At 43.8% G+C, this 21,229-nt stretch carries 18 protein-coding genes and 1 pseudogene; 9 read left to right on the top strand and 10 right to left on the bottom strand.

Annotation, left to right across the window (positions count from 1 at the left end; genetic code table 11):
- Nucleotides 1-213 precede the first annotated feature (213 nt).
- The gene (locus D0466_RS15545) at nucleotides 214-3,246 is read left to right on the top strand and encodes an efflux RND transporter permease subunit (protein WP_117323462.1); all 3,033 of its coding nucleotides are present in this window, start codon (nucleotides 214-216) and stop codon (nucleotides 3,244-3,246) included.
- A 60-nt stretch (nucleotides 3,247-3,306) separates the two neighbouring features.
- On the opposite strand, the gene proC is transcribed toward D0466_RS15545, so the two are convergent.
- A complete protein-coding gene (gene proC / locus D0466_RS15540) occupies nucleotides 3,307-4,113 on the bottom strand; it encodes a pyrroline-5-carboxylate reductase (protein WP_117323461.1) in 807 nt (268 codons plus the stop codon).
- 229 nt (nucleotides 4,114-4,342) lie between these two features.
- On the opposite strand from proC, the gene D0466_RS15535 reads away from it, so the two are divergent.
- Nucleotides 4,343-4,945, top strand: coding sequence for a DNA-3-methyladenine glycosylase (locus D0466_RS15535; RefSeq protein ID WP_117323460.1), 603 nt, complete (start codon nucleotides 4,343-4,345; stop codon nucleotides 4,943-4,945).
- A gap of 16 nt (nucleotides 4,946-4,961) precedes the next feature.
- Here D0466_RS15535 and D0466_RS15530 read toward each other — a convergent pair whose 3' ends face one another.
- Nucleotides 4,962-5,657: an SOS response-associated peptidase gene (locus tag D0466_RS15530; protein WP_233522670.1), complete on the bottom strand. Its 696-nt coding sequence runs from the start codon at nucleotides 5,655-5,657 to the stop codon at nucleotides 4,962-4,964.
- 156 nt (nucleotides 5,658-5,813) lie between these two features.
- Here D0466_RS15530 and D0466_RS15525 point away from each other — a divergent pair, with 156 nt between their 5' ends.
- From D0466_RS15525 to D0466_RS23020, 4 genes and pseudogenes are all read left to right on the top strand, one after another.
- Nucleotides 5,814-6,725 carry a putative selenate ABC transporter substrate-binding protein gene (locus D0466_RS15525; RefSeq protein WP_233522669.1) on the top strand — a complete coding sequence of 304 codons (912 nt, stop codon included), beginning with the start codon at nucleotides 5,814-5,816 and terminating at the stop codon, nucleotides 6,723-6,725.
- Between the two features lie 82 nt (nucleotides 6,726-6,807).
- Nucleotides 6,808-7,488 (top strand): annotated as a pseudogene (locus tag D0466_RS15520) (phosphonate ABC transporter ATP-binding protein); the annotation flags it as partial.
- Complete coding sequence (locus tag D0466_RS23025) at nucleotides 7,485-8,285, top strand: PhnE/PtxC family ABC transporter permease (RefSeq protein WP_117323456.1); 801 nt, start codon at nucleotides 7,485-7,487, stop codon at nucleotides 8,283-8,285. The pseudogene D0466_RS15520 and the gene D0466_RS23025, both read left to right, overlap by 4 nt.
- Nucleotides 8,285-9,145, top strand: a complete 861-nt coding sequence (locus D0466_RS23020) for a PhnE/PtxC family ABC transporter permease (RefSeq protein WP_117323455.1) — start codon at nucleotides 8,285-8,287, stop codon at nucleotides 9,143-9,145. Before D0466_RS23025 ends, D0466_RS23020 begins: the two co-directional genes overlap by 1 nt.
- A gap of 180 nt (nucleotides 9,146-9,325) precedes the next feature.
- On the opposite strand, the gene D0466_RS15505 is transcribed toward D0466_RS23020, so the two are convergent.
- From D0466_RS15505 to D0466_RS15495, 3 genes are all read right to left on the bottom strand, one after another.
- Nucleotides 9,326-10,408, bottom strand: a complete 1,083-nt coding sequence (locus tag D0466_RS15505; RefSeq protein WP_117323454.1) for a diguanylate cyclase — start codon at nucleotides 10,406-10,408, stop codon at nucleotides 9,326-9,328.
- A 365-nt stretch (nucleotides 10,409-10,773) separates the two neighbouring features.
- A complete protein-coding gene (locus tag D0466_RS15500) occupies nucleotides 10,774-11,787 on the bottom strand; it encodes a C40 family peptidase (protein WP_233522667.1) in 1,014 nt (337 codons plus the stop codon).
- Nucleotides 11,788-11,855: 68 nt separating this feature from the next.
- Nucleotides 11,856-12,800 (bottom strand): alpha/beta hydrolase, encoded by a 945-nt coding sequence (locus D0466_RS15495; RefSeq protein WP_117323452.1) that lies wholly within the window; start codon nucleotides 12,798-12,800, stop codon nucleotides 11,856-11,858.
- 158 nt (nucleotides 12,801-12,958) lie between these two features.
- Here D0466_RS15495 and nagA point away from each other — a divergent pair, with 158 nt between their 5' ends.
- Nucleotides 12,959-14,131, top strand: a complete 1,173-nt coding sequence (gene nagA, locus D0466_RS15490; protein ID WP_117323451.1) for an N-acetylglucosamine-6-phosphate deacetylase — start codon at nucleotides 12,959-12,961, stop codon at nucleotides 14,129-14,131.
- Nucleotides 14,132-14,272: 141 nt separating this feature from the next.
- Here the strand turns inward: nagA and D0466_RS15485 are convergent, their stop codons facing one another.
- From D0466_RS15485 to D0466_RS15475, 3 genes are read right to left on the bottom strand one after another with little or no spacing between them, the layout of a single operon-like run.
- On the bottom strand, nucleotides 14,273-15,025 hold the full coding sequence (locus tag D0466_RS15485; protein WP_117323633.1) for an ATP-binding cassette domain-containing protein: 753 nt from the start codon (nucleotides 15,023-15,025) through the stop codon (nucleotides 14,273-14,275).
- A gap of 26 nt (nucleotides 15,026-15,051) precedes the next feature.
- Complete coding sequence (locus D0466_RS15480) at nucleotides 15,052-15,810, bottom strand: ABC transporter permease subunit (RefSeq protein WP_117323632.1); 759 nt, start codon at nucleotides 15,808-15,810, stop codon at nucleotides 15,052-15,054.
- Between the two features lie 25 nt (nucleotides 15,811-15,835).
- Entirely contained in the window at nucleotides 15,836-16,849 is a 1,014-nt protein-coding gene (locus tag D0466_RS15475) for a sulfonate ABC transporter substrate-binding protein (protein WP_233522666.1), read from the bottom strand.
- A 144-nt stretch (nucleotides 16,850-16,993) separates the two neighbouring features.
- On the opposite strand from D0466_RS15475, the gene D0466_RS15470 reads away from it, so the two are divergent.
- Nucleotides 16,994-17,494, top strand: a complete 501-nt coding sequence (locus D0466_RS15470) for a DUF3231 family protein (protein ID WP_117323450.1) — start codon at nucleotides 16,994-16,996, stop codon at nucleotides 17,492-17,494.
- Nucleotides 17,495-17,569: 75 nt separating this feature from the next.
- A complete protein-coding gene (locus D0466_RS15465; protein WP_117323630.1) occupies nucleotides 17,570-18,787 on the top strand; it encodes an MFS transporter in 1,218 nt (405 codons plus the stop codon).
- A gap of 20 nt (nucleotides 18,788-18,807) precedes the next feature.
- Here D0466_RS15465 and D0466_RS15460 read toward each other — a convergent pair whose 3' ends face one another.
- Nucleotides 18,808-19,419 (bottom strand): YitT family protein, encoded by a 612-nt coding sequence (locus D0466_RS15460; RefSeq protein ID WP_117323449.1) that lies wholly within the window; start codon nucleotides 19,417-19,419, stop codon nucleotides 18,808-18,810.
- A gap of 280 nt (nucleotides 19,420-19,699) precedes the next feature.
- Entirely contained in the window at nucleotides 19,700-20,872 is a 1,173-nt protein-coding gene (gene yhbH, locus D0466_RS15450) for a sporulation protein YhbH (protein WP_117323447.1), read from the bottom strand.
- Nucleotides 20,873-21,229: the final 357 nt, after the last annotated feature.

Genomic DNA, 21,229 nt, shown 5'->3' with positions numbered 1-21,229 from the left:
TCCGTTCACTAGAAATTATTGAATGGATAGCTTTTTTATTCTTCATCCAACTACAAAAAGTTGACTTGACGTATTTTCTCCCCAGTAACTTTATGATAATAGAAAAGCAGTGTCGGATTTTGTTGGAATATTTTTCCCTTATTTTGAGTATTTTTACCCACAAATCATGATATGATTTGATTTGTGTGAAAATTAGAGAGCGAGGGAAAAAGAATGTCTTGGTTTACAAATTGGGCTTTTAAGAACAAAGCAGCGGTATCACTTATGTCCGTGCTGGTATTGACCATCGGAATAATAAGCTATATCCGCTTACCGATGGAGTTTTTGCCTACCGCAGACCAGCCGTTTATTTCCATTGTAACGATGGGCCAGGGTATGGACTCAAATACGATGGAGGAACAAGTAACGAATCCTATTGAAGACGCCATTTCTACTGTAAATGGAAAAATCAATATTTTTTCAACAACTGGTGATGGGTACTCCATGGTGGATATTCATCTTGAATCGAAAACGAACAAAAAAGAAGCAAAACAAGAAATAGAAGATGCTCTAGCCCAAATCAAACTGCCTGAAAGTGCAGCGAAACCTAATGTTGTGCAATTAAACACAACAATGATTCCAATTGCAAATGTGGCCATCACCTTTAAGGATGGGGTAACACCGCATAATCTTGATTTTGCCAATGAGAAATTAGCCCCTTATTTCGAGGACATTAAGGGTGTGTCAAACGTACAGACCTATGGAAAAGTGGATTCTTACATCTCGGTGGATCTCGACAATAAAAAAATGGCGGGCAAACAGGTCTCAGTAGAAAATGCCATGACGGTTTTACAGGGCCAGAATATGGCAATGTCTGTCGGGGAAAAAACGATTGAAGGAAAAACCGCCAGCATTAAAGTTGTGGGCGACATTAAGACGTTGGATGAATTAAAGCAGCTGCAGGTTACACCGAAAGTTAAGCTTACCGATATATCAACCATTGAACTGAAGAAACCCGAAAATAATTTAACCCGTATTAACGGAGAGGACGGGTTACTGTTCAGTGTCACTAAAGAAAGCAATTCAAATGCAGTAAGCCTTACGAAGAAGGTAAGAGAAGCGACAAAAGAGATTAATAAAAAATACAATAATGCGGAGGCCACGGTGATATTGGCATCGGCCGATATGGTTGAGGATTCCGTACACAGTATGATAAAAGAGGTATTGCTCGGTGCATTATTCGCAACCATCATAATCATGGTTTTCTTGCGCAATATCCGGTCAACATTCATTACGATCGTTTCCATTCCATTATCCCTGTGTTTTACATTATTCTTGCTATCCCAATCTGGGGTAACATTAAACATCCTTACGCTGGGTGGCGTGGCTGTTGCCGTCGGCCGCTTGGTGGATGACAGTATCGTAGTCATCGAAAACATATTCCGTAAAATGCAAACCGAAAAGTTTTCCATCGGCCTGATCATGGAAGCCACAAAAGAAGTTGGAGCAGCTATTACGTCATCTACACTAACGACTGTCGCCGTATTCCTTCCGCTTGGTCTGGTAAACGGAGGATTGCAAGAACTTGTATTGCCATTCGCACTCACGATCACCTATTCACTGCTCGCATCATTAATCGTTGCCTTGACGGTTGTTCCGCTTATGAGCGCAGGGTTATTGAAAAATGCTAAATTGGCTGAACATAAGCCATCTATGCGCTTTAGCAAATTTTTAACCTGGTCGCTGAATCATAAATGGATCATATTGACCCTTTCACTTTTACTTTTTTTTGGTTCCATCGGTGCCTATTTTACAATGCCAAAAGGAACAATCAGTAAAGCGAAATCTGATTTTATCGATATAACATTAAGCTATCCCAGCGATACTCCACTGGATCAGGTAAAGGAAAGCACACTTGAACTGGAAAAATTCGCCCTTAAGCAGGCCCAGGCCAAATATGTGTACACCCAACTAGGGAATTCTCCGGATGCGATAAAATATGGGGATGTCCGCCCTCCTACACAGACTATGTTCATGGTGTTGCTGAAAGACGGAGCTAACGAAGATAAATTCATTAAGGCCATAGAGTCCCAAGAGAAGAATTTCTCCGATGCCACTTTAAAAGTCGGCCCTGCATCCATGTGGGGAGGTTCGGCTACTGCCATTACCATCGATATAGTCGGTGAAGATTTTGAGAAACTTGAAAAAACAGCAGATAAAGTGAAGTCAACCATTCAAGACATTAAAGGGATTGAAACGGTCGTTACAAACCAGGATGAAAAGAAAACAGTCTATTCATTAGTGGTAGACCCCGCCGAGGCAAAAACCCAGCAGGTAGCACAGCAGATGGGAGTCATGTTGAATCAAACTCCCATTGGTTCCATTTCTCTGGAAGGACAGCAAACAACGGTGTTATTGGAGCCTGCCCTGAATCCAAAATCCCAGTCAGACATAGAACAAATCCCTGTCATGTCTGCAGCAGAATTGGTGCCACTCTCTAAATTGGCTGAAGTGAAAATGGAAGAAAAAACAACAAGCGCCTTCCATAAGGACGGAGAACAATACATCCGCGTAACCGCCAATGTCGATCCAAAGAAATTATCGGAAATCTCAGCAGATATTAAAAAAGAGGTTTTTGGGGATAAGACGGATAAAGGGATTGAAATTCCAAAAGATGTAGAGGTCCTCGTCGGCGGGGCAAGCGTTGACCAGGCCAGTGATTTCGCCGACATGTTTATGACCATGCTGATCTCCATCGGGCTTGTTTTCTTAATAATGGTGATCACCTTCAAGACATTCCGTGCTCCAATCGCCATTCTTTGCTCTTTGCCATTGGCAGCAATCGGAGCTGTGACAGCGCTGCTTATCAGCCGAATTTCTGTGGATCCGACAGCCCTGCTCGGTGCGCTCATGCTGATTGGAATTGTGGTAACAAATGCCATCGTATTGCTCGACCGTACGAAGCATAACGAACAGACCATGATTATCCGGGATGCCATTGTCGAAGCAGCCACGACCAGGATGCGCCCGATATTAATGACAGCGGTAGCAACAATATGCGCCATGCTTCCGTTATTGTTTAAAGAAACCGAAACAGCAAACCTTGTTTCTGCAAGCCTGGCAGTAGTCGTCATCGGCGGACTGAGTGCTGCTACCTTATTAACACTTGTTGTTATTCCCGTCGTATATGAACTGCTTCATTTTAAGAAATCAAAGAAGCAACGACTTGCAAAAGAGGAAAAAGGAAACATCGATATCGCAGGTTGATGCAATAAGAAAAAAAGAACAGCATTCGTCCTTCTTGGGCGAATGCTGTTCTTTTTCCTGTTATTTTTGGGCGAGCGCTTTGCTTTTATTGGTACACACTTTCATAGCATTCAGTACAGCAGATCGAAAATGATTCGCTTCGAGTTCAGCGACCGCTTCAATGGTAGAACCACCTGGAGTACAGACAGCATCCTTAAGTGCGCCTGGATGAATTCCCGTTTCCAGCACCATTTTTGCTGCACCCAAAACGGCTTGAGCAGCCATTTTATATGCCTTTTCCCTGGGAATGCCGTCCCTTACACCGCCGTCGGCAAGAGCTTCGATGAACATATAGACATAAGCCGGGGATGACCCGCTTATCGCAGGAACAGTATCCATCAGCTCCTCGCCAATTAATTCGGTCTTCCCAAAGCTGTTTAGCAATTTTAGGACTTCTTCTACATCCTGCCCGGAAACAGCAGAATTCATGGACACCGCGGTCATGCCTTCTCTGACAAGAGACGGCGTATTGGGCATCGTCCTGACTACCTTGACTGGTTTTCCAAAAGCATTTTCAACCGTTTGTGTAGCAATTCCTGCGGCGATAGTGATAATAACTGCATCTTCCTTGATATCATCCCTAATTTCATTTATAACAAGGCTATGCAAATGCGGTTTTACTGCCAAAAAAAGAAAGTCAGCGAAACGGGCTACATCCTGGTTATGTAATGTCCCTTTAACATCGAGCTTCTTTTCGATTGCAGCCAAGGTTTCCATCCGGCTTGTACTGAACATGATTTGCCCGCGGTTTACCGTTTTGGACCCGAGCATTCCTTCAATCATCGCCTGCCCCATTTTCCCGCAGCCGATAAATCCAATATTTTTCATTCTTTTTCACATCCCGACCTTATTTCTTCCCCATTATAGAGGAAATAAGCAAGAAAGCACAAAATCTGCCGGGTTTAGGGATAAATCAATCCGGATAAATGATGTGGTAGTTGCACTATTTTATTTTAAACAAATCATCATATAAAATGGCTACATTATTTTTATTTTGGACAAATTAATGTTTATTTCAGCTTAAATAAAAACGCAATCATAAGGGAGGACGATCCCCATGCTTAACGATAAGGAAAAAATCGGCTTGCCAAAGCCAAGGGAATTCTTCCAGGTTCCGACCCTGGAACTCGCCCGCGCCCTGCTTGGCTGCCTGCTGATAAAACAAACGCCGGAAGGAACGGCATCAGGTTTTATCGTGGAAACCGAAGCGTATATCGGGCCCGAAGACCGTGCGGCCCATAGCTATGGCAACAGGCGGACAAACAGGACAGAGGTCATGTTCGGGGAAGCCGGGCTCGTCTACACGTATGTAATGCACACCCATACACTGGTCAATGTGGTAAGCGCACAAAAAGAAAAACCTGAGGCAGTACTGATCAGGGCAGTCGAACCGTGCCATGGCATCCCGTTGATGCAGGAAAGGCGGGGCACTACTGAACTTCGCAAATTGACGAGCGGCCCAGGCAAACTTACGAAGGCACTCGGTATTTCCATGGCGGATTACGGGCATTCATTCACGGAGCCGCCTTTATGGATCACAGCGGGAAAAAAGCCAGAAAAGATATCTTCCGGCCCCCGCATCGGCATACAAAATTCCGGGGAAGCAAAAGACTACCCCTGGAGATTTTGGACCCAGGACAGCCCTTTTGTTTCCCGTTAGAAGGTGTTGCCGGTCCCTATAAAGAATTAAGGATATCCTTCCCTTCATTTCTGGAATTATTGACAAACGTCGAGATCGGGTAGGCAAACATTGCGTTAGGATCATATGCAACCAATAATTCAGTTAAGTCAGTCATGGATAAATCAGCTTGATCCAGCCACGCTTCCTCTGAATCTCTTGTAAGGATCACCGGCATACGATGGTGGATATCTCTCATCAGTTCATTGGCCTCGGTCGTGATGATCGTACACGTATGAATCACTTCCCCCTGATTCTCCCATTCATCCCACAGACCCGCAAAACCAAATGGGGAACGGTCATCCAAGTGAATATGATAAGGCTGTTTTCCATTCTTCTCTTTTTTCCATTCGTAAAAACCATCTGCAACGATCAAACATCGTTTCCTGCTTAACAGCCTTTTAAAAGTCGGCTTTTCGTGCAAGGTTTCTGCCCGTGCATTAATCATTTTATAACCGATTTTCGGATCCTTGGCCCACGTAGGAACCAGACCCCAACGAGGGAAGAAAGCATGGTTCCCGTTTTTATCAGACCGTACGGCCATAATATCCTGACCAGGGGCTATATTGTAGCGGGGGACCAATTCCGACACTTCACTGTTCATTAGCTGAAATCTTTCAGCTATCGTCTTTAACTCGGAAAAAAGATTATATCTGCCACACACCTCGTTTTCCTCCACTCTTTTTTGTCTCATTCTACATAAATTACTGAAAGATTTCACGGCTCAGCATCCTTTCAAACGCTGATGCAGGAACATATCCTCGAATAAGTAATCGAATCATTTGTAAATTAAAGTAAAACGTGTAAAATTTAATAGTCAACTAAAATTTATTAGAAAGAGATGAGAATTTTGCAGAAAAAACTTATGGCGTTATTTAGCCTTTTGATCATTTTTGCGCTAGTTACCGGATGCGCAGCAAATGAAGAGCCAAAAGAGGAAGCGAAAAAATCGGGAAATAAAACAGATGAAGTCTTTAAGATCGGTGCCTTGCCTGACCAGAATGCTGCTGATTTAAGCAGAAGCATGGACGTTCTTGCTAAACATTTAGGCAAAGAAACAGGCATGAAAGTCGAGTATGTTCCGTCAGTCGATTACGCTGCACTTGTGACAGCATTCGAGCGCGGTGAAATTGACATGGCCTGGTTTGGCGGGTTGACCGGCGTTCAGGCGCGCAATCTTGTCCCAGAGGCAGAAGCTTTTGCCCAACGTCCCCGCGACAAGGAATTCCATTCAATCTTTATTGCCCAAACGAGCGTAAAGGCAGATAAATTAGAGGACTTACAAGGCGTTAATTTTACCTTCGGAAGCGAAAGCTCTACGTCCGGCCACTTGATGCCGCGCTACTACCTGAAAGAAGCCGGAATCGATCCGGACAAGGATTTCGATGGAGACCCAAGCTATTCGGGCTCACATGATAAGACTTATAAGCTTGTAGAATCCGGCTCCTTTAAAGCCGGCGTATTGAATGAAGCCGTGTGGGAAGCGGCTGTCGCCGAGAAAAAAGTCGATCTGAATAAAGTAAAAGTCGTCTATAAAACCCCTTCCTACTATGATTACCATTGGATCATCAACAATGTGGACGATAAGTTTGGAAACGGAACAGGGGACAGTATGAAAAAGGCAATCCTTGACATCGACAAAGATGACCAGGACCTGAAAGAATTCCTCAGCTTGTTCCAGACAGACTCATTCATCGAAACAAAAAATGAAAACTATAAAACGATCGAACAAGTGGCAAAAGACCTCGGGATCATCAAATAGCAGGTGATTTGTGATGCATATTGTAGAAATAAATAACTTATCAAAACAATTCGGACGGAAGATAGCAATATCTTCCCTTTCTTTTGATATAAAGAAAGGCGAAACGGTCGCTCTTATCGGCCCGAGCGGCGCGGGAAAATCCACGCTGCTCAATATTCTGGCGGGATCCATACCTCCGGATACAGGGATATATCTATTAGACGGAAAGCCAATCCAGCAATATAAAAACCGCAGGGAACTGGCAAACAAAATCGGTGTAATCCGCCAGCAATTTGATCTTGTTCCCGCTCTTCCGGCCATCCATAACGTCCTTGCAGGCAGATTGGGAGAGTGGGGTTTTTTCAAATCCATGCTCTCATTATTTGTTCCGCAGGATAAACAAGCAGCTGCGAATGCGTTACAGCGGGTTGGCCTTCTCGATAAAATGCATGACCAAACGTCAAGGATGTCAGGGGGCGAACAGCAGCGGGTCGCCATGGCCCGGCTTCTCGTACAAAATCCCGAGGTGATCCTGGCTGATGAACCTGTGGCTTCTTTGGACCCTGCCAGGGCAGAGGATATCCTGGAAATGCTCACAAAGCTTGTTGCAGAAGAAAAACAGACCCTGGTAATGAGCCTGCATTCCGTGGAATATGCGAAGAAGTATTTTTCAAGAATCGTTGCACTGCGGGATGGCGAAATCTTCTTTGATCTGCCGACAGAAGATATCACCAAAGAACACTTAACCGGACTCTATTCGTTAAAGGAGCTGAGCCAAGAATGAAAGAACTCCTTGCTCCGCTTAAGACGCATAATAGATCCGTGCTCACTCTGCTTCTGCTGGCCGCTTTTATCTGGAGCCTGTTTTCTGTGACTTGGAGCCGGGACCTGGTTCATGCCGGCGGATGGACTACGACCGTTCAGATTTTTGAGGGATTGATAAAGCCGGACCTCTCTCCCGAAATAGTCGCGCTTGCGATAGAATCTTCATGGGTGACGGTAGTCTACGCGGTAACAGGCATGACTGTTGCACTTATCATTGCATTTATATTCGGCATTTTAGGTTCTGGCGTGTTATTTTCTTCACACGCAGTACGGGTAATTGCAATGGGTATTTTCAGAGGGATTTTGGCGACGATCAGGGCCATTCATGAACTTGTATGGGCCCTGTTATTTGTTGCGGTAATTGGGTTATCCCCTTATGCCGCCGTTTTTGCGCTTGGGATTCCATACGGAGGGATTCTTGGCAGGATACTCGCGGATATGATCAATGATGTCCCGAAAGAACCTATCCAGGCGTTGCGCGCTGCCGGTGCATCAAGGCTGCAATGCCTGCTATATGGATATTTGCCCCTTGTTCGTGCGAATATGATCAGCTATACGATGTACCGTTTTGAATGCTCTATCCGCTCTTCGGCGATCATGAGCTTTGTCGGCCTGGGGGGGCTCGGTTACCAGATCCAGCTTTCACTCTCGGACCTGAACTATGATGAGGTATGGACCTTCCTGTTCTTTTTGATCGCCATTGTCGTACTGATAGATGCCTGGAGCAATTCCTTACGAAAGCGGCTGGTGCTGTGATGAAGAATAAAGTTCAAATTCCCCGTAAAAAACGCCGCTTTTCGTTTGTGAGCTTTTCTATCCTGTTGGTTTTTGCCCTGCTCGCCGGATCCTGGGGCCATATTTTATTTATTGAAAGAGCTCACTTTTTTGAACTGTTTAACGAACGGAATCTTGAATATGCCAAGAAGTTTTTCTCGGGCCTGTTCGGTTTTCAGGAAGAAAAACCGGCTTTTGTTGATAAGGAAAGCTGGAAAAATGCCATCCAGCTCACCTATGAAACCTTGCAAATGAGTGTGATGGCGCTTGGGTTTGCCACAATAGTCGCCATGTTGACAGTAATTCCAGCCTCAAGGACCATTGCCGATGGCACATTAACCGTCTCAAAACGGTGGTACCACTGGATTTTATTCGGCATTATACGCGGACTATATATTTTTTCCAGGGCAGTTCCGGAACTCGTGTTTGCAATGGTGATTGTTTTTATTTTCAAACCGGGAATCTTGCCCGGGGCGATCGCCCTTGCACTTCATAATTTCGGGATAATCGGAAAGCTTTGTGCGGAAGTCATCGAGGATACAGACGCAAGGCCGATCCGGAATCTGGCTTCTGCGGGAGCTTCAAATGCCCAGATTCTTTTCTATGGAATTATTCCTGCCGTAATGCCGAAATTCCTCACATACATTCTCTATCGCGGCGAGGTGATCATGAGAACCTCCATAGTGGTGGGATTCGTAGGTGCAGGAGGCCTCGGGCAGCAGTTCAAACTGAGCCTGAGTTATTTTCATTATACAGAAATCACCCTACTGCTGATCTGCTATATCATTTTGGTATTCATTGCAGATTTTATTTCTGAGGGTTTCCGAAAGGCTGCACGTTGATAATTGTAAAACAGCACCCGGATGGGTGCTGTTTTAGTCCTTCAAAAAGCATTTTCCTGCCACTATCCTTTCCCATATACATAAAAAAGTAACATCGCAGCTGCTTCTTTGTTAAATATGCGAACCCTTAGTTTAGAAATAAACAATATTTCCTGATAGTAGAAGATAACGCTTTCCGTATTACAGACCTGCCACCACCCGGTTCCTCCCCCTTTGCTTCGCCTTATAGAGACCCTGATCTGCTTTATCTATTAAATCTGCAACCGATACAATGTTATCTTGCACAGCGGTAGCATAACCGATCGAAACACTGACCTGCAATTCCACCTCGCTTATTCTGGAAGTACTCTTATCAACTGCTTTGCGGATTCTTTCTGCAATAACCTGGCAGGAGTCAGTATCGCAATCCGGCATAATAATACTGAATTCTTCACCGCCATTACGGGAAACAAAATCGACCGACCTGCAGGAGAGTAAGAGTAATTGGGCAACCTTCTTAATGACCTTATCTCCTGCAGGATGGCCATAAGTGTCATTGATTTGTTTAAAATGATCAATGTCTATTACCAACAGCGACAAATCTATTTCTTGCGCTTTTGCGCTCGAAAAGAAGGAACCTATCGCTTGATCAAATGAACGAACATTGTTTAAGCCGGTGAGGTGATCTTTCTTAGATGCTAGTTTAACTTTTTCGTAGTTCTCATCGTTCCTGCTAAGGTAAGATTTAATAATATAAGCTCCGAATGAAGCGAATGCAATAGCAGAGGCGTATTGTACAAAAATGATAATTGCCGTTTCGAACTCAGGTATGACTATGTAAAACGTAGAAGCAAGGATAATTATAAAAGATAATGGCATCAAAACCCATTTCCTCTTTGCACTCATTCTCGAATTACAAATCAGTGTAAATATTATTGCGGAAAAGCCAAGAACGTAAATGTTGTTAAGGGAAGAAAAAGTGATTGGATACAATACCAACCTGAATACGATAATGATCGCTGTAGCCGTAAAAGTGGGAACCCATCCTCCAACAAACGCTGCTAACATCATTGGTATACTTCTAAGGTCAATAAGGACCCCATCGTTTAGCTGTATACCGAAATGCATTAGAACTACACCAAAAATGCCATGACAAATCCCACGAAGGCTCTTGCATCGAATCAATTTATTCGATAAATGATCCCTAAGGAAGTAGTGATGTATCAGGAAAATACCTGTGCATAAGATACAAAAATTAATAAAAAAATCTTCTAAAACCAACATTTGCAAGCCTTTTATCCTTTCTGTTTTTCAATAAACCAGATTCCAAGTTGCCGATTACTCCGGGCTCTTTGTTTTAGACATCATATGAATAAAAATTATAATGAAATATTTATGCCTGTGAGTTTCGGCCTAACCGATTCATTATACAAACAGATACTGAAAAGTGTCCAATCATCTTCAGACATATGATTGATATAATTCGGTCTCTTTTTTGTCCATTCAGCTAGTGAATCCAATTCATTCAGACAAATCAAAAGGACTTATACATAATAAATATCCGAAATTATCTTCACGGTAAACAGTCATCACCGGGGATCGGGTGCTGTTTTTTCTGAAATAGGTGCCGGTATTGGGCAGTAGACAATTTAGTAAGCAAACCGTCTCGCTCCGGCAAATTCCTGTTTATAGGGTTCCGTATTGATCGATATGATTTCGATTTTTTTTCCTGCTCTCGGAGCATGGATCATTTTGCCGTTTCCTGCGTACATGGACACATGGTGGACCCGCCCTTTTCCGTTATTATAGGCGAAGAATAGCAAATCCCCTGGATGAAGCTGATTTTTTGACACAGATTTTCCCTTCTTTATTTGTTCGGACGCATCCCTCGGTATTGTAATTCCATGATACTTATAAACAGAGTGGGTAAAACCCGAACAGTCAAAGCCATAGGCGGAAGTACCTGCCCATAGATAGGGCAATCCCAAAAACATTTTAGCTGTATTGACCAAATTGGAGCCGCTCGGTTTCGGAATTTTGGTTGAAGCTGCGTATATTTTGACATCACTTCTTTTAAGCCATTTTGTTTGACTGGAAGGTGTGATCACTTTTATCCAATCCTTTTCTGTCTTGGTCACGAATAATCTGGCATTAAAGCTGATTTCCATATATTTTTTATTTTTATCATCATATAAATCAGCCGTTTTTGTTTTTACAATTGCTTTTCGGCAATTGTTATATCCGGCTTGTTGCTTCGTTACGTGGGATTTCGGGACCCATCCCGGATAGCCGTATTTATTTTTTGCGGTGTATTGGTCTTTAACTGCAATCTGCAGCCATCTCCCGCTCGTTTTTAAGATTTGTACCTCTTGTCCGTAAAGTGCCTGGGTTTCCGTTTTGCCTGTAAGCCATTTGCGTGTATTGGCAGAAGGCATGCTTGCTGTCCATTTTCTCATATCAACAGGATTTGATAAAGAATACTTGTCGATCGTCCGTTTTGTGCCGGGTACCTTCCATAGTGTCGAAACAGAGACGTTTATGTAATTTCTCTTCGGCTGGTTTGGCGAATAACAGGTTGGAGCCGATGCTTCCGATTGTTTTGGAACAAGTACTAATAAAAATGATAATATTGCAACGAAGGCCGCTAACATTTTCCAGTTCATTATGTAACCTCTTTTACTGTATTTTCTATTGCTGCTTGATCTTCCGGCGCCTAATCCGCCATCAGGTTTCATTTCATATACTTTGCCAGAAACCCCGCCACTGTTTTTTCATAGCCTTCCTGGTCGGCATCATAAGCATTCCCGTGTCCTGCGTCCGGCACTAAAACCAACTTTTTATTGCTATTTGTATTATTATATAATCGGTGGGCCATCTCGACAGGAACGAATGTATCTGCCCGGCCATGGATGAAGAGGACCGGTTTGTCCGTTTTAGCCACCTGCTTTATTGCGGAGGCTTCCTTAAAAGAATATCCCGCCCTTACTTTTGTCAGCATGCTTGTACTCTGCAAGATCGGAAACCCAGGCAAATTGTACATTCTCGTTAACCGATAGGGAAGGACATCTTCTGCCGAGGTATATGCACAATCGGAGACAATCGCCTTTACGTTTTGAGGCAATTTTTCACCGCTGGCCATCAAAACGGCAGCTCCCCCCATTGAAACGCCGTGAAGAATGATCTCAGTTTCCTCACCATTCATTCCAAGTACATAATCAATCCATTGTAAATAATCCTTCCTATCATCCCATCCAAAGCCGATATAGTCCCCTTCACTCTCGCCATGGCCGCGGTTGTCGGGCATCAGCACATTGAAACCTAGTTTTTCATGATAAAATTTAGCATATGCCCCCATGTCTTTCGCCTTGCTGGCATAGCCATGGGCAATGATTGCCGTCTTTTTGGTTGGGTGTTTCGCCTTTAAATAGTATGCCTTCAGCTTCAGGCCATCATTGGAAGTGATCATGGCATTTTCAAAAACTTTTTTCGCCATCCATTCCTTGCCCTCATAGGCTGTCGTCATTTCGCTCGTGACTTCCAGGTCAGGGTTTCCTTCCAAAAAGTCCTTTGAGGACCTGGTCACCGCCACATGATAGAAATAAAAACTGGCACAAATATCAATGGCCAGCACAACCGCCAGAATCAAGGCCGTTATCCTGATTACTTTTTTCTTCAACTGCAGCCACCCGCTTTTTTCATTAAATACATTCTTTAGTAATCTTACAATTTATTGGCAGATGAATTCTACAGTTTATACTGAAAAAAGATTTACATATCAAGTTGGACCAGCCCACTTTCCCATTGTTAAATAGAAATAGAAAGGAAGACAAAGATATGGACGCAGGCAACAAAACCATGCTTTCACATGTGAAGATATACTCAGAAATTGGGATTTTAGAAAATGGATTTTTACTAATGGAAAATGGTCGAATCAAGGATTTCGGCCCGATGGAAGATATTCCGGAAGAAAGTGGATACGGGGAGATTTTTCTACCCACCCAATCCAAGGTGCTTCCAGGCTTCATCGATGTCCATATACATGGGGTGGCAGGTGCTGATACAATGGACGCCTCCCGGAAAGCGCTTGATACCATATCCTCCGCTCTCCCAAAAGAAGGTACCACAAGCTTTCTAGCAACAACCATTACCCAGGACAGTAAAGCAATTGAACAGGCCCTCCTAAATGCACGCCATTATATCAATGAACTTCAGGCTCCAGGACAAGCAGAAATCCTTGGGATCCATCTCGAAGGCCCGTTCATAAATCCCAAGAAAGCCGGAGCCCAGCCAGTGGAACATATAGTCAGTCCTAATTTGGAGTTATTTAGAAAATGGGAAGAGATATCGGGGAATTCCATCAAACTGGTTACATTAGCCCCTGAAAAGCCTGGCGGAATGGAAATAATCCGCTATTTAAAGAAAAAAGGGATAGTTGCCTCCATCGGGCACTCCGCTGCGTCCTATGGACAGGCGGCCAAAGCGATAAAAGAGGGAACCTTGCACATTACCCATCTTTTCAATGGCATGACAGCACTGCATCACCGTGAACCGGGAGTTGCCGGTGCTGCGCTGTTGATGGAAGAAGTGAAAGCGGAAATCATTGCTGACGGAATCCATGTCAGTCCGGAAATGGTAAAGCTTGCTTACAAACAAAAGGGGGTGCATGGGTTGATATTAATCACAGATTCAATGCGGGCAAAATGTTTAACAGAGTCAACTTATAAGTTTGGCGGACAAAATGTGCACGTAAAGGATGGCAAAGCCATTCTCCCGGATGGGACGCTAGCCGGCAGCACTTTAATGATGGATCAGGCAGTAAGGAACATGTTAGCTTATACCGATTGTTCACTGGAAGATGCCATTCAAATGGCTTCTGAAAACCCTGCAAAGCAGCTGAATATATTCGACAGAAAGGGGAGCATCACAAAAGGAAAAGATGCCGATCTTGTTGTTTTGGATAAGAATAATCAAGTTTATCTGACACTTTGCAGAGGACGTATTGCTTAACGTGGAAATCCGCCATTGTCGCTTTAACGCTGTAACGTACTGGGGGTCAGTCCCCCATTGTTGCATCGCTTTAACGTGCCGGGGGACTGACCCCCATTGCTCCACCGCTTTAACGTGCCGGGGGACTGGCCCCCATTGAGTTTATGGTGTAACGGCGGCATGGGACTGGCCGCCCATGATCCGGTCCAAAATTTGGTCCACATAATTCGCAAATGCCGGCTGTGTCCTTTGTCTAGGCCTCGGGAGATGGATGGGCTTATTTAAGACAATTTTTCCGTCATCAATAAGTATGACCCTGTCAGCTATTGCGACGGCTTCCTCAACGTCATGGGTGACTAAAAGCGAAGTGAATTTTTTTTCTTCCCAGATCCTTTCGATCAGTGCCTGCATTTCAATCCTTGTAAGAGCGTCAAGCGCCCCTAACGGTTCATCCAAAAGAAGGATATCCGGCTTGTGGACCAGGGCTCGGGCTAAAGCGACCCGCTGTTTCTGTCCTCCTGAAAGTTTCCCAGGCCAATCATCGAACCTGTCTCGCAGGCCAACATTCGCTAATGCCTGCAGTGCTTCAGCCCTCCACTTTCCTTTTAGTCCCAGTCCTACATTATTCAGAACTCGCTTCCATGGCAGCAATCTTCCATCCTGGAACATGATCCGTGCATCTGTATTTAAACAGCTGAGCCGTTTTGCGTTTACCGTTATTGAACCGCCATCATATTGTTCAAGGCCTGCCACTAATCGAAGAAGCGTACTTTTGCCGCACCCGCTTTTTCCGACAATCGCAACAAATTCACCAAACCTGATGTTCAGGTCGACCCCACTCAATACCGGTCTGCCATTATAAGACTTTTGGACGTCGTCCAGCATGATATGAACCTTGGGAATGTGAGATATCATCCGATCCGCCTCCCCTTGTAAAAAATTCACGCATTCCATTGAAGCCATTTTCCTTCTATCATCCTCGCAATTACGTCTGAGAGCTTCCCGAATAAAGCGTACAGTACAATACTTAGAACAATCACATCCATCTGCATGAATTCCCGGGCATTCATCGCCATATAACCGATCCCTGAATGGGCAGAAATGGTCTCCGCCACGATTAGAGTCATCCACATCACTCCAAGGGAAAACCTGATTCCGACCAGGATTGACGAAAACGCGCCAGGAAAAATGATCATCCAAAATAAAGAAGTCGCTGACAGGCCGTACGCCCTCCCCATTTCAATCAGTCCTTTATCCACTGATTTGATGCCATGATAGGTATTAATATAGACCGGAAACAAAACACCGAGTGCCACGATAAAAATCTTTGATGTTTCGTCAATCCCAAACCATAGGATGACTAAAGGAATCAGCGCAAGGTGGGGGATATTGCGCAGCATTTGGATAGATGTATCAAACAGCAATTCAGAGATCCGGGAGATTCCGTTAAATAATCCAAGAAAAAATCCAATAGTGCCCCCAATCAAACATCCTGTTACGGCCCTCCCAAGACTTACTGAAATATGGTCAAACAGTTCCCCGGATTTCGATAGCTCCACTGCAGCCAAAAGCACATCTAACGGGGCGGGGAGAACACGGGCCGGGATTACTCCTAATGATGAAAAGATTTGCCAGCTAATAAGGAGGAGAACCGGGAACGCCCAGGGAATAAAATGTTTTCCCCCCCCATTTATGCTCATTTTCAAGAGTGTCAGTCCCCTCTCTTTACTTTTTAGCCATTCGTCCTTGATCCACCGTATCCTGCACATTAATTTTTTTCGGTATGATTTTCATTTCGAAGTATGTGTCCGCTATCTCCTGTTGTTCTTTCACAATTTCCTCCGTCAAGGGTTCCACGCCGTAAATCCGCCGCTCGGCAGACATTAATAGCGATCGTTCATCGATTTTTAATAGCGGTGACAGCATCGCAACTAATTCTTCATGATTTTCATTCGCCCAATCCGATGACTTCTCGATTTCGTCTACTATGATATCCACTGCCTCGCTATGGTTCCTTTCAAATTCAATGTTCGCCAAAAAGAAATCCCGGTCAGTTGTCAGTCCTTCCCCATTTACCAACATCCGGGCTTTGGAGTTTATTTGTGTGTCAGCAGTGAACGGATCCCATACAACCCACGCATCGATATTTCCTTTTTCAAATGCAACCCTCGCATCTCCCGGCTGTAAAAAAGATGGCTTTATATCCTTATAGGATATCCCTGCTTTTTTAAGAGCTTTCACTAAGAGGTAATGTGAGCTTGAGCCTTTCGCAAAACCTATTTTCTTGCCCCTCAGATCTTCGAGTGATTTTATCCCGGAATCCTCGGGAACCAAGATCCCGCTGCCTTCCACTTTCGTTTTACCAGCTGCCACATATACAAATGGCGCATCAGCTGCCTGAGCAAAGATAGGCGGAGAATCGCCGGTTCTTCCAAAATCAATGCTCCCGACATTCAGTGCCTCCAAAAGCGCAGGACCGGCGGTAAATTCCTTCCATTCTACCTCGTAACCCTTTGGTTTAAGGTGTTTTTCCAGCGATCCCAAAGATTTCAAAATGACCAGGGGCCCATTTTTTTGATATCCGATCTTAATCGTTTTGTGCCCAGAATCTTTTTTCTCCCGTTCGGTATCGCCTGTCTTGGTACCCTGTCCATCATTGCAGCCAGCAAGTAAAAGGCACATCAACACATTAAAACACAAAATTGAAAGCAATAGGGAAATACGTTTTTTTCTCCTCATATGTCTCAATCCTCATCTTTTCTTTTACTTTCTAGCGTATGTTATAAAAAATTTCGAGGTTCCTGTCCGGGTTCAAAAAAACTTGTACATAAATTTATCTTCACGAGCAAAAATAGGATAAGACATTATAAGGAGGGATGATGTATGGGAATTTTAAGCGGCAACCCAAAAGAGGAACCATTGCATTCGGGGGAAGTCTTTCACCTTTGGACCCATTTACATGGAACGAAGGAGCTGCTGGTTACGCTGGAAGTATTGATCAATCATACAGGAGACCATGATTTAAAGATTTTGTTAGGTGACCTTAAAGATAACTGTATAAAGCAGGAAGAACAGCAAGTAGAGACTTTATTAAAAGAGAGTGGAATCCGCCTCCCTCCAGCCCCGCCTGAGCGCCCTAATGTTGAGGTACAGGATATTCCTGCCGGGGCAAGGTTTAATGACCCGGAGATCGCAAGCATGGTGTCAAAAGAAATAGCCGCCGGCATGGTAGTAGCCTCTACAATTATGGGTCTGTCAATTAGGGAGGACATTGCAGAAATGTATGGAGAATTTCATACACAGAAGGCTGAGTACGGAGCAAAATTATTAAAGATCAATAAGGAAAAGGGTTGGATTGTACCGCCTCCGTTAATGGCCAAGTAGCCCTGACCAAATCACCCAGAGAAAAATATATGTAAAAAGGATGTGTACAGTTTAGTGGCGTCCCAAAATAAAGGTATGACGATAGCAGCCATCGGATCAATCCCTCTCATTATGACCCTGGGAAATTCGATGTTAATTCCAATTCTGCCTTCGATGCAGACCCAATTAAAGCTATCACCGTTGCAGGTTAGTTTAACTATTACAGTATTTTCATTCGCGGCTGCCATTCTCATCCCCGTTCTTGGTTACCTTTCTGATCGTTATTCAAGAAAAGCGGTAATCATACCTTCATTGATTTTATATGCGGTTGGCGGGGTGCTGGCGGGATTTGCCGCGTCATCACTATCCTCCCCCTATCCTTGGATATTGACCGGCCGAATTTTGCAGGGGATAGGCGCAGCGGGCACGGCACCAATCGCCATGGCCTTGGCAGGCGACTTGTTCAAGGGCGGTGAACAGAGCAGGGTCCTTGGGGTTGTAGAAGCCTCTAACGGCTTAGGAAAAGTATTATCCCCGATTATTGGTTCCCTGCTTGCAATCATTGTTTGGTATGCACCGTTCTATGCATTTCCGATTTTCTGTATCATTTCCATTCTTTTAACATGGTTTTTTGTTAAAGAGAAGAGCCATAAGCAGGCACCGCCTCCGTTTGCAAAATACGTATTGGGAATTAAGCATACGTTTAAACAAGATGGACGATGGCTGGTGGCAACCTATTTGGCAGGAGCGACATGCTTGTTTGCACTCTTCGGCATCCTTTTTTATTTATCGGATGTTTTAGAGAAGCAATATAAAATTGATGGGGTTCAAAAAGGGCTTATTCTTGCTATTCCATTGCTAGTCATGTGTACAACGTCCTACATTACCGGAGCGAAGATAGGAAAAAACCTTGAACTGATGAAGAAATTGATCATTATTGGTTTCTTCTCTATGACCATTTCCTATGCTTTATTGGCTTTCTTTGAAAAACTTGTTCCGTTCTTGTTCATATTGGTCATCAGCAGCTTTGGGACTGGTCTCGTACTTCCTTGCGTCAACACTTTGATCACAGGCTCTGTAGGAAAAGAAATCAGGGGCTTTATCACGTCTTTGTACAGCTCGGTACGTTTTTTGGGTGTGGCAATTGGGCCGCCTGTCTTTACGCGGCTTATCGCTTGGTCACGTACAGGCATGTTTGTGTCGATTGCCATTCTTACACTTGTGGTGGGACTACTCGCTTTAGCAATGATCCACGTAAAAGGAAAAGATGGAGAGAAAAAGAAAAATACACCTGTACGATACAGATATATCTAAAATGGGAAATTCATTGCCAGCTATTTTTTCCTCCATCCAATGGTATAGTTTTGATGGAATTCCATTTTGCAGATAATATCGACAAGGATGGTCGAAATCCATTGGCTCAATATAGCTTGAACGATGATTTCCCACTTAATGATCAATGCAGTAAGGATAAAGATAAGACCATTAATGAAAAAAAGCGGTTTACCCGGCAATATGCTTCTTGAATTTGATATGATCAAGGCGATGACTCCAACTCCCCCGTTGGAGACGCCTTCCCTTAGAAGAAGGCCGACGCCGGTTCCCAGGAATACCGAGCCAAGACACAAATCTATCCAAACGTCTCCTTTAACAAAATTAAATGTTTGCTGGGATGCGTATATAGCAAGTGAAGTAACCGTCATGGACATCATTGTCCATAACGTGGCCCGGTTCCCTAGGTATTTCATCGCAAGCATCAGCATTGAAAAGTTCACAAGCCAGAGGGCAAGTCCAATATTCAGATAAAAAAAATGGTTCAAGAGCACAGCCAGGCCGCCTGCACCACCAGAAGGGATGGCATGGGGAAATAAAAAAATCCCCATTCCGAATCCCTGAATGCTCCCCCCGGCCATAACCAAACCAAATTTCCTCCAAAATTTTAACATATAAACCTTCCTATCTATATAAAATCCAGCCTTCATGACGATGTGTGACAGGCTTGATTTATTATTCACGGCTTTTTTGCTGTATGAGTGCGACCCGTACATTCTTTAACCTGCAGGAAGATATAAACAGGCCAAATGTATCGGCATGTTTATTGTTGTAATTATATAAAAGCTTCTCACAAATACTAATTTGCCAATTTCTATTGCTCGAACAGCAGCAGAAGGCCGGGAGTTGATAAAAAAGAATTTACCCGACAGGTTATTGCCTGTCGGGGTAAATTCATGCATACTGTTTTGTCTCTTCACTCTTGAAAAAGCTCTTCATCGCATGGAACACGTCTGCTTTTTGCTTTAAGATATAATAACGGAATTTTTCATTGTTGATGTTTTTGTAGGCGCTCATAAGGGTTGAATGGCGATTGTACTGGTTGACCTCGCCATATCCGAACATGTTGCACGACTTCATAAGCTGCTCGACGAGTTTGACGCAGCGGGCATTATCGGATGTGAGGTTGTCGCCGTCGGAAAAATGGAATGGGTAGATGTTATACCTCATTGGATCGTATTTATAATCGATGAGTTCCAACGCTTTCCGGTATACGGATGAACAAATGGTCCCGCCACTTTCTCCCTTTGTGAAAAAGTCCTCTTCCGGAACAATTTTTGCTTCGGTATGGTGGGCAATAAATTCAATTTCGACAGTTTCATATTTTGTCCGCAAAAACCGGGTCATCCAAAAGAAAAAGCTGCGTGCCATGTATTTTTCCCAGAGGCCCATCGAACCTGAAGTGTCCATCATTGCCAATACCACCGCTTTAGAATCAGGCTTTATGACTTCATTCCAGGTTTTGAATTTCAAATCCTCCTGGTAAATAGGGTGAAATCCCGGGTTGCCGGTGAGAGCGTTGCGTTTGAAAGCGGTCATCATTGTCTTCTTTTTATCAATGTTGCCCATGAGCCCTGTTTTCCGGATATCGTTGAATTCGATATTCTCCACCCTGTTTTCGTCGCGTTCCTTTTGCTGAAGGTTCGGAAGCTCCAATTGGCTGAATAATGCCTCTTCAATTTCCATCATTGAAACTTCGGCTTCATAATAATCTTCACCGGCCTGATCTCCGGCCCCCTGCCCTTTACCCGGGCCCTTCTGCTGTGATGGCGAACCGTCCCTGGCTACTACATCTCCCACCTGGCTCTCGCCTTCTCCCTGTCCTACATGCTTATTTTTGTCATAATTATAACGTATTTTATATTCATCCAAAGAGCGAATCGGGATTTTAACAACATCGTGTCCGTTTGACATGATAATGCTTTCTTCGGAAATTAAATCCGGCAGATTATTCTTGATCGCTTCTTGTACTTTTTCCTGGTGCCGCTGCTGGTCGTCATAGCCTTTCCGGTGGAGGGACCAATCTTCCTTAGAAATCACAAACTGATGATTGTTCTCTTCTGACATATTCTTCCCCTCCTTATTTCTTCTTGCACATTCTTCCATAACCAAGCATAAGATAACGTAGTGTGAAAAAAATTTTTTAATTTCTCTAAAGGTATCTTTCAGTTCCTTTTGCAAAGCTAAAATTAGTAAAGTAAGGGTTTACTCTATCTTATGCGCGGACAGCAAATAATTTACAAAAAATTTTGATAACGGGTGAATGTACAATAAAAAAAGACAAGCTTACAGATAAGGTATTGATAGGAATAGTAAAACCGGCTTTTCTACCAAAGAGCTGAAATCGATTTCTTCTCTTTAATTCTTTAAAGAAGAAAAAAACTTTTTAACGTACAAAAAAAGCCTCCAAACCACTGGAGACTT

It is taken from the genome of Peribacillus glennii (assembly GCF_003429105.1).
Lineage (GTDB): Bacteria > Bacillota > Bacilli > Bacillales > DSM-1321 > Peribacillus > Peribacillus glennii.
This window is presented reverse-complemented; position numbering and strand designations above follow the sequence as displayed.